This window comes from Swaminathania salitolerans, assembly GCF_007988945.1.
In the GTDB taxonomy this organism is placed as follows: domain Bacteria; phylum Pseudomonadota; class Alphaproteobacteria; order Acetobacterales; family Acetobacteraceae; genus Swaminathania; species Swaminathania salitolerans.
In genome coordinates this window covers 38,839-52,072 of sequence record NZ_BJVC01000008.1, presented here as the reverse complement: position 1 = coordinate 52,072, position 13,234 = coordinate 38,839, and the positions used below count along the sequence as shown (strand labels likewise).

The window sequence follows — 13,234 nt, the reverse complement described above, 5'->3', positions numbered from 1 at the left end:
CCCGGGTGGCGGCATCTCAGATGTCCTGAGGAAGCCGCTGCACCCGCGCCCTCAAGAGCTGTTCCTCGAAATCGAGCTCCTGCTCCAGCTCCCATTCCGTCTGATCGTTGATCTTCCGCTCCGAAAACAGGGAATGGAGCGCCTGACGCTGGGCCCTCAACAGGACGAGACGCAGAGCGAGCTCGATCCGCTCACGCCTGAGCGCAAGATGACGGTTCATGGGGGTGATCTGCCGGGCCTCGTCGATCTGGTTCAGACGATTCTCGTAGCTTTGTCCGAGCCGGTCGATCACATCCTGACGGATCGCCTCATCCTCGCTCGTGCCGTCCCCGCCCCGCTGGCCGCCCTGACCCATCTGCTGCACGGCAGCCTGTGCGGTACCCTGCGTCGCACCCTGGGCCGCACCTTGGGCCGCATCCCGGGCGGCATCCTGTACAGCACCTTGGGCGGTATCCGGCACTTCATCAGGCCCGGTGTCCGGTTGGGCGCCCCGTCCACGGCCTGCGTCATGCGCGTGCTTTTCCTGCTGCAGGCGCTCCAGGGCTGCGCGCAGCAGCGTCTGACGCGCCATGCGTTCCTCCAGGGCATGGCGGTCCGTCCCCTCGGGCGGGATGAACCGGATACAGGCCGGCATGATCAGCCCCGCGCCGATCAGCGACATGACGATCACACCGGCTGCGATCGTCACGATCAGCTCGCGATCGGGGAATCCGTCCATCCCCGCGCCTGCGACGGGAAGGGAGAGCACCGCTGCAAGCGTGACCGCACCGCGCACCCCGGCAAAGGTCAGCAGAACCGAGCTCAGAACGCCCGGCCAGGCGAAGGATTTATGCATCCAGCGGGAAACGAGCCAGCGTCGCAGGATCGAGAGCCAGAGCCCAGCCAGACGCAGGAGGCTCATGATGGCGTACACGGCCGCAACGAGCGTCACGAGCTGGATCAGCGTCACATGACGCGCATGGGCCAGCTCCATACCCCGATCGAGCAGAGACGGAAGCTGGAGCCCGAGAAGCAGGAAGATCAGGGCGTTGAAGACGTAGCTCAGCATCGTCCAGACCGTCGTCGCCTGGAGCCGTGTCGCGGTATTGGCTTCCTCGATCACGCCCATCATCTTGATGACCATGCAGGCGGCCACCGAGGCCAGTATCCCGGACCCACCGAGCCTCTCGGCCACGATATAGGTCGAGAACGGGAGCAGGACCATGAGCGTGATCTGCAAGGGCGGATCGTCGAAACCGCGCCGCAGCAGAACACGATTGATCCGTGCCGCTCCATAGGCGATCAGCGCGCCCACTCCCATCCCGCCGAGTGCGACGAGCAGAAAGCCGCCGAAAGCCTGACGGTAGGAAAAGACCCCGGTCATGGCCGCAGCCGTGGCGAAGCGGAAACAGACGAGCCCCGATGCATCGTTGAAAAGCGCTTCGCCAGACAGGATATGGATCATGCGTTCGGGCACATGTCGCCCCGCGATCAGACTGGTTACGGCAACCGTGTCCGTCGGCGAGAGCGCTGCGGCCAGAGCGAAGCAGCAAGCGAGATCGAGCGTGGGGATGAGCCAGTGTATGGCGTATCCGCAAAAGACCGTGCTCAGCACCACGAGGCCGAAAGCCAGAAAGAAGATCGTACCGCGCAATTCGTGGAATTCTCTCAGCGGCATCCGGAACGCATCCGCGAACAGGAGAGGCGGCAGGAAAACCAGCATGAAGAGATCGGGCTCGAGCCCGATACGAACCCCGAGACTCGCAGCGACGACGCCGAGCAGGATCTGGATCAGGGGAAGCGGCACGAGATTGCGAAGAAGCCGGGCCAGAAGACTGCTCAGGGCAGCCATGACGAGAAGGAGGAGGATATTGTCTGCGGGAATCATGATCGCCGAGCCCGGCAGATCTCTTCTGGTAATCTCGTCATGGGTCGGACAAGGCGCCTGACGCAGGGCCGGAAAACTCTGCTACAAGACGCTGATGAGCTCCTTTCGCTTTCTGCATGCGGCCGATCTTCATCTCGATAGCCCACTTCGCGGGCTTGCGCAGCACGAGGGATTGTCACTTTCCCGCATTCGCAATGCCTCGCGCAAGGCGCTCGACACGCTGGTCGAGACGGCATTGCGCGAAGACGTGGCCTTCGTCGTCATCGCCGGCGATCTCTATGACGGCTCCTGGAAGACCATCGGCACGGGTCTCTACATGGCGCGCGCCCTGGGGCGTCTGCTCTCCCACAATATCCGTGTCTTTCTCCTCCAGGGCAATCACGATGCGGTCTCGGTCCTGACGCGTGACCTTCCGCTCCCCGAAGGGGTCGCCCGTTTTCCGTCGCAGGCGCCGGAGACGTTCCGTATCGACACGCTCGGGGTCGCGCTTCATGGCCAGAGTTTCGCCTCCCGTCACGTTCCAGACGACATGACCCGGTTCTATCCGCCCCCCGTCCCCGGCTATTTCAATATCGGCGTTCTGCACACCTCCCTCTCGGGACACGGACGGCACGAAACCTATGCGCCCTGCACGCAGGAAGGACTGGCCGCGCTCGGCTACGATTACTGGGCGCTCGGCCATGTGCATGAACGCATGATCGCCGGCCCCTCGCCTCACATCGTCTTTCCCGGCGTTCTGCAGGGTCGGCACATCCACGAGCAGGGCGAAAAGGGCGCCGTGCTGGTGACCGTGCGCGACGGGGCCGTCTGCGCGGTCGATCCCGTCCTTTGCGACGATGTCCGGTGGACGCATGAAACGCTCGATTGCACCGGGATCGAACAGGACTCCGCCCTGCACGAGCGTATCGGCGCATTGCTCCGTTCCGTCGCCGGACGCGATCCGGAGAGGCTCTTCATCCTGCGCCTGACCCTGTGCGGGGAAACCTCCTTGCATCAGACACTCGCGCGACAGCCGCAGGCCCTGCGGGAAGCCATACTCCATCTGGCGGCGATGAGCGGCGGAACGGTCGAACTCGAGAAACTGGTCATCGAGACGCGGCCGCCCGAAAGGACAGCCTCCCTCTCCCCCGCAGGCCGGGACGACGATGCAATCGCCGGTTTTCTCCGCGAGGCCGCGGAAGATCCGGCCCTGCGCGCGCAGATCAGGGACGATCTCGAAGCCTGCCTCGGAACCCTCCCTCTCGACACGCCCGTACCCGGCTCGCTTCTGGCCCTGATCCGGTCGGGGGACTGGGATACGCTCCTCCCCCGTATTTCCGAAACATTGCTCGCGCGGCTTTCCGACGGGTCCGAAGGTGACGCGCCATGAGAATCGCACGGCTCGACCTCATCCGTTACGGCGGGTTTGCCGGGAAAACGCTCGATTTCGGGCAGCCCGCCTGCGATCTGCATATCCTGCACGGACCGAACGAGGCGGGAAAATCGACACTCATGCAGGCCGTGAGCGATCTGCTCTTCGGTTTTCCCCATCACAAGGGGCAGGACTGGCAATTCGATGCCGACATGCTTCGCGTGGGCGCACGCCTTGCCCAGGGAGACGAAACGCTCGACATGATCCGCCGCAGGGGACGCGTACGCACCCTGCGAAACGGCGACGACACGACCGAATGCGACGAGAACCTGCTCCTGCGCTGGCTCGGCGGCGTGGACCGGGAGCGTTTCGAGCGAATGTGGAGTCTCGACCATCAGCGCCTCCGTCACGGGGGCGAGACGATGGCGGCGCTGGAGGGAGATCTCGGGGAGCAGCTTCTTGCTGCCGGGTTCGGCCTCGATACGGTGCGCAGCGTGCGCGACTCCCTCGACCGGCAGGCCAGCGCCCTCTGGAAGAAAGGCACGGGACGCAATGCGACCCGGCTGCACGAGCTCGGCAGGCGCTACCGGACCGCCAGGGACACGCTGTCCCGCGCCGCAAGCGATACGCAGGACTGGGTCGCCCTCACGCGTGAAGCCCGCACACTCGAAAAGACCCTGACGACGCTCGATCAGGCCTTGCGCGACGAGGAAGCCAGCCTCACGCGCCTCCAGCGCAGCGGACGTATCCTCCCCGATCTGCGCAGGCTCGAGACGCTCGAAGCCGAACATGCGGCGTACACCCCCGCCCTCTTCTCGGTTGAGGAAACCTCCCGCTTCCATGCGCTTCTGAAGGAATGGGCCGATCTTCGCGCGGAGCGCGACGATGCCGTGCGCAAGCGCGAAGGCCTCCTGCCCCTGAGGGCGGCGTGCAAACCCGATACCGCGATTCTTGCCCATAAAACCACGATCGGGGATTTTCGCGCCGCATTCGCTGCGCGTGCCGCCCGGGAGCAGGCGCTTTCCGAAGACCAGGCCGCCATGAGGGCGCTCGAGAGCGATCTGAAGGCGCAAGGCCTCGAAGGAACGCCCGAAGCGATACGTGACGCCTTGCCCGATCTCGCCCTCATCGGGATCATGCGTCCCCTCTGCGACGAGACGGAGCGGCTCGCCCGCCGACGCACCGAATGGCAGGCCGCACGCAGCCTCGCGCAACACGCGCTCGACGAGACGATGCTCAGGCTCGACGCACTTCCCGCCTATCCGGTCGATGCCCTGCGCATTGCGCTCCGTCAGGCGGAACGGGGTGAAGATCCGGATCGCGCCCTCGAGCGCCTAGACCGGTCCCTGGCCGGAAACAGGGCCGAATGCGCGCAGGCGATGCGCGATCTCGCGCCCTGGCAAGGCAGTGTCGCCGCCCTCGACGCCATGGCGATCCCGGATGAAACGCGGCTGACACAGGCCCGCGATCTGTGGCGGAGCCGTATCGAGGCAGAGCGCAACGCTCTGGAGGCGCTCCGGGAACAGGATCGGGTGCGCGAAACGCTCGAACTCGAGCTGAGGCAGCTCGAACGTGAGGAGATCGTCTCGGCTGCGACGCTCGAGACGGTCAGACGCGAGAGAAACGCCCTGTTCTCGGCCCTGATCGCGCAACCGACCCGACCCGGGCCGGACGATATCGCAGCCTATGAAAGCGCACGCGCCCGAAGCGACGCGCTCGCCGATCGCCGCTTCGCTGCGGCGGAAAAGACGGCACGACTGGCGGCACTCGAACAGGCGCTCGAACGCAATGCGCTGGACCGCCGTCAGTCCGAAAACGCTCTGGCCTCCTCCCGGGAGGCCCGGAAGAACGAAGCCGCGCTCTGGTCACGGGAACTGGCCGCATCCGGACTGCCGGCTCTCGATCCGGAGCATCTGCCGGGCTGGCTCGCCCGGCGCGCGCGCGCCTGCGCTGCATTCTCTGCCCAGGCGACCCTGACGGCCGAGCGGGCAAGCATCCAGTGCCATCGCGACCGCCATCTCGAGGCGCTGCGCCAGCTCGTCCCCCCCTTTCCCGCCTTTCCGGGTCCTGCCCTTCCCGGGCGCGACGGCAGTCCCGGGCCGGAAGAGGCCGGGGTCCCGCCCGGCAGCGCATCCGACGCAACGGCCTGCCCGGAAGACCCGACGGACCGGCAGGAGAGAGCCGGTCGCGCATGGAGCAGCCTCGGCGACGCCATCGCTCATGCCTCGACCGTGCTCGAGGGATGGGAGCAGAACGAAACCCGCATCCGCACGCGCCAGCAGGACGCCGAACAGCATCGCAAGAGGCTGGACGCGCTGGATCGTGAGGAAGAGGCACTGTCTCATGCCGAAGACCGGCTCGACGCCGCCTGGAGCAACGTTCTCCGGTTGCGTCCGGATCTGACGCGCTGCGACAGCGCCACACTTGCCCTCATGGAGACGCGGCGACGCGACACCGAGACCCTGCTCCGTCACCGGGAGCGTCTCGCCCGGGAAGATGAGGCTCTTCGGGATCTCGAAGACTCATTCCGCGCGTTTCTCACGCGGCTGGCCCCGCAGGACGCGCTGTCCGAACGCGCTCTGGCGGACAGGATGGCCGAATGCGTCCTGGCACTGGAGACAGCCACGATAGACGCCGACCACGCTGCGAAACTGGACCGGGGAATCGCGGAGGCGAATGCCGAGATCGGAACGCATCAGCGCAGTCTGACCGCCTGCGAGGCGCAGCTTGCGGACTGGTTCTCGCGTTCGGGCACGCAGGACATGGAGTCCTTGCGCGCCGTCTTCGCCCGAAGCTCCGTCTGTCATGCCCGCCTGGAGGAGATGGACCGCCTCAGATCGGCCATCTGCCGGAGCGGCGACGGTCTCGCGCTCGAAACGCTCAGACAGGCCGCCTCCGAAACCGACCCCGATATCCTGCCCGCCCTGATCGCCGAGCATGAAACACGCAGGGACGCAAAGCGGCAGGAGCGCGAAAAAGCCGTGCGACGACAAGGAGAGATCGACGAGCAGCGTCGCCATATCGAGGGGGAGGATTTGGCACGGGATGCCGCTCTGGAGATGGAAACCTGCCGCGCCGAAATGGCGATCGAGGCCGAACGCTGGGCAAGCGCGCGCATACAGTCGCTCCTCCTTCACCGGGTCGCGACACGGCAGCGTCCGGAACATACCAATCCGCTCCTGCAGGGCGCGTCGCATCTGTTCGGCCGGCTGACCCTGGGCCGGTATCAGGGCCTGACCGTTCTCGACAGCGGAACGCCCGAACTGGTGGGGATCCGCGCCGGGGAGCAGGGCTTCGTTCGACCCGGCCAGATGAGCGAGGGCACGCGCGACCAGCTCTTCCTCGCCCTGAGACTATCCGCCGTCGAGCAGGCACAGGCGCGCGGGATCGTCCTTCCATTCCTTGCCGACGATCTGTTCATCACCTTCGACGAAGCCCGCGCCCGGGCAGGAATGGATATCCTGACGGATCTCTCGCGCACCACGCAGATCCTGTTCCTGACCCATCATGCCCATCTGGCGGAGCCGGAGAGTCTCTCCGTACGGTCTGGCGCGACCAGACACACCGTGTAACATTCCTCTCATGGATTACAGGATCGTCTTCATCACCGGTGCTGCCTCGGGCATCGGTCGCGCTCTGGCGCTTTCGCTCGCCGCCCCCGGGCGCATGCTTCATCTCCTCGATCGCGATGCCGGGGCCCTGTCCCGGACGGGGCAGGACTGCGAGTCGAGAGGCGCGGATGTCCGGTGCTGCTGCCTCGATGTGACCGACCGGGACGGCATGGCGGAATGGTGCCGCAGCGCCTCCGGGCGGTCGGTCGATCTGTTGCTGGTCTGTGCCGGCGTGACCGGCGGCATGCAACCGGCAGGGACGGAGGATGCGGCCTTCGAAACGCCCGACCAGATCCGTTACATGATGGCGGTCAATCTCGACGGGGCGCTCAATGCCATTCTTCCGATGATGGAACGCATGAAGGCGCAACCGCGTCGCAGGGGCGGCACGCTCCGGGGTCAGCGCGGCCAGATCTGCGCGATCGCCTCGGTTGCAGGGCTCGTCTCCTATCCGGGAACGCCGTCCTATTCGGCGTCGAAAGCGGCTCTGGACCGGTTTCTCGTGGCAAGCGGCGCCTATAGCCGCCGCGCCGGGATCCTGCTCTCGAGCGTCTGTTGCAGCTTCGTCGCGACGCCGATGATCGAGAACAACCGGTTCCCGATGCCCGGCCTCGTCAGCACCGCAACGGCCACCCGCCATATCATGCACGGGCTCGCCCGCCGGAAACGACGGATCGTCTTTCCCGGATGGCTCGTCTTCGGCTCCCGGCTGATGGACCTCCTCCCGATACGGCTCGCAGAGCTCTATTATCTGAATCAGCCCAGCGGGTGCCCGGGTTCGATGCCCCGCCTCGCCATACCGCCCCGGGCCTCCACCCGCGCGCGCAAACCGGACCGGATCGCGCCGGAGGCCCCCTCATCCCCGGGATGCGAAGAGACGGCGGAGCGGCTCGCAGGGGCGCCCGTGCCGCATGATCGCGAAAAGATCACAGGCTGAGCAGAAGATCGACAATATCCAGAGGCGTTTTTTTGCTATGGAGACGTAATGAATTTCTGCCGTCTCTTCATTCTGCGACCCGTGGCGACGATTCTGCTTGCCGTCTCGCTGCTCGCTGCGGGCGCCATCTGCTATCCGCTCATGCCCGTGGCGAGCCTGCCGGATATCGGGTCCTCCACCATCAATGTCGAGGTCGAGCAGCCCGGAGCGAGTCCGGAGCAGATGGTCAGCTCCGTGACGACGCCGCTCGAGCGGTATCTGGGCCAGATCTCGGGGGTCAAACGGATCGAGTCGGAAAGCGATAACAGCTTTGCCTATATCCGCCTCGATTTCGTACAGTCGCGCAACATAGACGGGGCGCTCCGGGACGTGCAGGCCGCCTTGCGCGCGGCACGCGCCGATCTGCCCAAAGGCACGCTCGATCGCGATCCCTTTGCCTACAAGCAGGATCCGACCGCCCAGCCGGTCTATCTTCTCTCCCTGACATCCGACGTCATGACCCTGCCCAAACTCTTCGATCTGGCCCAGATCAGGGTCAAGCCCCTGCTGGCGCAGATCAAGGGCGTGGGCCATGTACAGGCTGTCGGCTCGTCGGCCCCGGCCGTGAGAGTCGATGTCAATCCCTATGCCCTCTACAAATGGGGGATCGGTTTCGAGGACGTACGTCAGGCTCTTGCCTCGGCAAACGCGAACACGCCGAAAGGTTTTCTCGATTCCGGCGGACAGCGCCTGATGCTGGAGACGAACGACCAGGCGAAGGATGCCGCTCAGTATCGCGACCTGATCATCGGATACCGCAACAACATCAACCCGATCCGTCTCTCTTCCGTGGCCGAGGTGACGGACAGCGTTCAGGATCTGTACCAGGCGGGTTATTTCAACAACAAACCCGCGATTACCCTGATCGTTCGCGGGCAGCCCAAGGCCAATACCGTCCGGATCGTGGATGCGGTGCGCGAACGCATGGCGGTATTGCGGTCGGTCCTGCCTCCCGGGGTGGAGATGGATACCGCGATCGACCTGTCTTCGAGCATCCGCGCCTCGCTGGACGATACCCAGCTCACCCTTGCCGTCTCGATCATCCTCGTGATCGTCGTGATTCTCGTCTTCCTGCGGCGTCTGCGCTCGACCATCATCCCGGCGGTGACGGTGCCGATCGCGCTCATCGGTACGATCGCCGTGATGAAATGGCAGAATTTCACACTCGACATCATGTCGCTCATGGCCCTCACCATCGCCGTGGGCTTCGTCGTCGACGACGCGATCGTCGTGCTCGAGAACATCGCGCGCCATATGGAAGCGGGCATGGACCGCATGAGCGCCAGCCTGCGCGGCTCCGCAGAGATCGGGTTCACCGTGCTGTCGATCACGGCCTCTCTCGTTGCCGTGTTCATTCCCCTTCTGTTCATCCCCGGTCAGGTCGGCGCGATCTTCTATGAATTCGCGATGACCATCGTCTCGGCGCTGCTCATCTCGCTCGTCCTGTCCCTGACGCTCACGCCGATGATGTGTGCCTACTGGCTGGACGTGGAGCACGAGACGCCGACCGGGCGCGGTCTGCGCGACCGCCTTGTCCGCGGGATCGACATCCTGCTCGAAACCGTCATCGCCCTTTACGGTCGCAGCCTGCGTTTCGCCCTGCGTCATCATGTCCTGACCTTCCTGACGCTCCCCCTGAGTTTCGTCGTCCTGATCGCCTCGATCGTCCTCATGCCGAAAACCGGAATCCCGGCCCAGGACATCTCCCTGATCGGCGGATCGGTGAGTGGCGACGACACGATGTCCTTCTCGGAAATCACCAGAAGGATCCATTTCGTGGGCGCCGTGATGAAGCAGGATCCGGACGTGCTGTCTCTCACGAGCTGGAACAACAGCAACAGCAACGGCCAGCTCTTCGCCCGGCTCTCGGACAAGCGCACCCGTACCCGCACCGACAAACAGATCGTCGAGAGCATCCGCAGGAAACTCGGCGCGATGCCGGGTTTGCAGACGGCTTTCTTCTCGGCCGGCGATCCCAATAGCGGCGGCGGCCAGCGCCAGAACGGCACCTATCGCTATGTCCTGCGCGATCAGGACCCCCAGGAACTCAGGATCTGGATACCGCGCCTCGTCGCAAGACTGCGCAAGGATCCGATGATGACCTCGGTCATGACCAATATCGAGGGGCACGGCGCCTCGGTCCATGTCAGATTGCAACGCGATACCGAGGCACGCTATCTGGTCACGCCGCAGCTCGTGGGCAACGTGCTCTACGACGCCTACGGCCAGACCGTCGCCTCCCGCATCCATACCGAGATCACCACCCATTCCGTCGTGCTCGAAGTCGCCCGGGATTATCGCAAATCGCCCGAAATGCTGCGCAGTACCTGGATCTCCACCGCATCCGGCACACCGGCAGGCGCCGTACGCTCGAACCAGATCCGGGTCCGGGCGAGCGGCAATGCCACGGCCTCCACGGCAACACAGCTCAGCCAGGCCTCCTTGCGCAATGCGATCGCAAACCAGATCACCGGCGGCAATTCCAACGGTTCCGCCGTCGCCTCCTCGGTCGAGACGATGATTCCCCTGATCAACGTGGCCAGTCTCGTCATGGAGCCGACCGCCATGGAGATCGAGCATGAAGACGGCATGACCGCAACGGCGATCAGCTTCGACGTCGCGGACGGGAAAACCTTCGAGGATGCGCGCAAGCTGATCGAGCAGACCCTGAAGGACATGGGCGCGCCTCCGGGGCTATCGGGCTCGCTCTCCGGCCTGGCGGGAGAGACGAAGGAGATGCTGATCAACGAGCTTCTGGCATTCGTCGCGGCCCTGTTCGCCATGTATATCGTGCTCGGCATTCTCTATGAGAGCCTGATCCATCCCTTTACGATCCTCTCGACCCTGCCCTCTGCCGGGATCGGCGCGATCCTGGGACTCTGGATCGGAGGGGAGTCGTTCAGCCTCATCGCGATGATCGGCATGATCCTGCTCACCGGCATCGTGAAGAAGAATGCGATCCTTATGATCGATTTCGCGCTCTATGCCGAAAAGGAGCTCGGCCACACCCCGCGTGAGGCGATCTACGAGGCGTGTCTGACGCGGTTCCGTCCGATTCTGATGACCACCCTTGCCGCGGCGCTCGGTGCCGTGCCTCTCATGACCGGACACGGATACGGCGCGGAGATGCGCCGTCCTCTCGGCGTCGCCATCGTCGGCGGCATGCTGATCAGCCAGCTGCTGACCCTTTACACGACGCCCGTCGTCTATCTCTATATGGATGCGGTCGGCCGTTTCGGAACGAGGCTCTGGCATCGCGTCTTCCCGCACCGTCCAGGGCGCATCGTACCCGCCGCACCCTCCTTGTCCTCGGAATCCTAGAAGGCCCGACATGCCCGTCTCGCGTTCCCTGCTCTCCTGCCTCGCAGGTGGAGCGATTTTTCTCGCTTTCGGGCCGGTCGGCCCGGCATATGCCGAACCGCTGCACGGTTTCTCCGCACCGACGCTTTCGCCCGACGGTTCCGTTCTCGCCTCTCTGCACACGGTCGAGCATGCCGGAGCGGATACCCCATCGCCGCCGGAGCTCGTTCTGCGGGATCTGCGCTCCGGTCAGAGCATCACGATTGCCCCTCCCTGTACCGGCTGCGTTCTATCCAGCCCGAGCTGGAGCCCGGACGGACAGACCCTCGCCTATATCTCGGCCATTCCGAAAACGCGCAAACGCCAGGTTCTGGCCGTCTCGCGCGACGGTCGGGCGGCTCATGTCCTGCTCAGATTCACCGGGTCTCTCCAGGCGCTCCGTTACGGACCGCAGGGACAGCTCGCCGTGCTGGCGATCGCGAATGCCCGGCGCGATCCCGGCGCGCTCCAGGCCGGGGCACCCCAGACAGGCGAGATCGACAGGACGGAAGACGAGCAGCGTATCGCCCTGATCGAACAGGGGCATCTGACGTGGCAGTCGCCCGCCTCTCTCTATGTCTATGAATATGACTGGCAGAAAGGCGACCGACCGGCTTTCATCGGCACGGTCGCCCAGGGGAATGGTGACGCCCATTGGTGGGAGGCTCATCTCTCGCGTTTCAGCGAGGGCAGGGAAACCATTCTCTATACGCATGGGCTGACCCGGCAGATCGGGCTGCCTGCCGTCTCGCCCGACGGGACGCGTGTCGCCTTCATCGCGGGACTGATGAGCGATTTCGGCTTCTTCGGCGGCGATGCCTTTCAGCTCGACCTCACGCGAAGCGGGGCCGAGCCGGTCAATCTCACGAAGGACAGGACCGATACGGTCACCGGCCTCACCTGGTGCGACGGTCGTCTCGTCGCATCCGGACTCTCCGGCGCGCGCACAGTCATGCGCGCACTCGATCGCGGCCCGACGCTTTCCGTCTCCAGCGACGACCTCCTGTCCGACGGTAGCGGAGAGCCGCGCCTCGTCTGCGCCGCAGGCCAGAGCGTGGTCGTGCGGCAGAATTTCGTCCGGGCTCCCGAACTATGGGCGGGGCCCATCGGCCACTGGAAACAGATCACCCGTCTCAACAGCTCTGTCCCCCTGGCTGTCGACGCCCGGAGCGTGACCTGGTCCAGCGACGGGCTGACCGTCCAGGGCTGGCACCTCTCTCCGAAACACCGCGCTCCGGCCATGATGCGGGACGGCAAGGCGCCGATGATCACCATCGTCCATGGCGGCCCCTCTTCCGCCGTTACCCCACGCTATCTGCGCGAGACGGGAGATGCCCGCGGCTTTCTCGAGGCCGGATACGATCTGTTCATGCCCAATCCGAGAGGGAGCTACGGGCAGGGCGAGGCCTTCACGATGGCCAATCGACGCGATTTCGGTCATGGCGATCTGCGCGATATCCTGCGCGGGATCGACACGCTCGAGAAAACGGCGCTGATCGACGATACGCGGCTTGCGGTAACCGGCTATTCCTACGGCGGGTACATGACGATGTGGATCGTGACCCAGACCGACCGGTTCAAGGCCGCCGCCGCCGGGGGCGGCGTTGCGAACTGGCAGTCCTATTACGGCCAGAACGGTATCGACGCATGGATGCCGCCCTTTTTCGGTGCGACCGTCTATGACGATCCGGAGATCTATGCCCGCTCGTCTCCCATGACCTTCATCAAGAAGGTCAGGACACCGACATTCCTCTATGTCGGCGCGAACGACGTCGAATGTCCTCCCGCGCAGAGTCTGGAATTCTACCATGCGCTTCGCACCCTCTCGATTCCGAGCCGTCTTGTCATCTATCCCGGCGAGGGCCATGGCATGAGAGGGACCGCCCATGCAGCGGATGCCCGCAGGCGGATCCTCGACTGGTTCGACCGATATCTGAACCAGCCCCGGTCAGGAAACGGAGCGCCCTGACCCCGGCTGAACCCGCATGACCGCCGGACGTTGATACCGCCGGGGCCTGGAGACACGATGCGACAGAGAGAAAGGACCGGCGTCACGACGCCGCACACCGGAAAGCCGGAAGAACCGGTCG

6 protein-coding genes are annotated in these 13,234 nt (G+C 64.9%); 5 read left to right on the top strand and 1 reads right to left on the bottom strand.

The window, feature by feature from the left end; genetic code table 11:
* Positions 1-16 precede the first annotated feature (16 nt).
* On the bottom strand, positions 17-1,867 hold the full coding sequence (locus SSA02_RS12495; RefSeq protein WP_147094420.1) for a Na+/H+ antiporter: 1,851 nt from the start codon (positions 1,865-1,867) through the stop codon (positions 17-19).
* A gap of 94 nt (positions 1,868-1,961) precedes the next feature.
* On the opposite strand from SSA02_RS12495, the gene SSA02_RS12490 reads away from it, so the two are divergent.
* Genes SSA02_RS12490 through SSA02_RS12470 form a run of 5 tightly spaced genes read left to right on the top strand, consistent with a single transcriptional unit; the run spans position 1,962 to position 13,113 of the window.
* On the top strand, positions 1,962-3,236 hold the full coding sequence (locus SSA02_RS12490; protein WP_147094419.1) for a metallophosphoesterase family protein: 1,275 nt from the start codon (positions 1,962-1,964) through the stop codon (positions 3,234-3,236).
* Positions 3,233-6,790, top strand: coding sequence for a YhaN family protein (locus SSA02_RS12485; protein ID WP_147094418.1), 3,558 nt, complete (start codon positions 3,233-3,235; stop codon positions 6,788-6,790). Before SSA02_RS12490 ends, SSA02_RS12485 begins: the two co-directional genes overlap by 4 nt.
* Before the next feature lie 10 nt (positions 6,791-6,800).
* Positions 6,801-7,766: an SDR family NAD(P)-dependent oxidoreductase gene (locus SSA02_RS12480; protein WP_147094417.1), complete on the top strand. Its 966-nt coding sequence runs from the start codon at positions 6,801-6,803 to the stop codon at positions 7,764-7,766.
* A 48-nt stretch (positions 7,767-7,814) separates the two neighbouring features.
* Positions 7,815-11,126 carry an efflux RND transporter permease subunit gene (locus SSA02_RS12475; protein WP_147094416.1) on the top strand — a complete coding sequence of 1,104 codons (3,312 nt, stop codon included), beginning with the start codon at positions 7,815-7,817 and terminating at the stop codon, positions 11,124-11,126.
* 10 nt (positions 11,127-11,136) lie between these two features.
* Positions 11,137-13,113 carry a S9 family peptidase gene (locus SSA02_RS12470; protein ID WP_186807795.1) on the top strand — a complete coding sequence of 659 codons (1,977 nt, stop codon included), beginning with the start codon at positions 11,137-11,139 and terminating at the stop codon, positions 13,111-13,113.
* Positions 13,114-13,234: the final 121 nt, after the last annotated feature.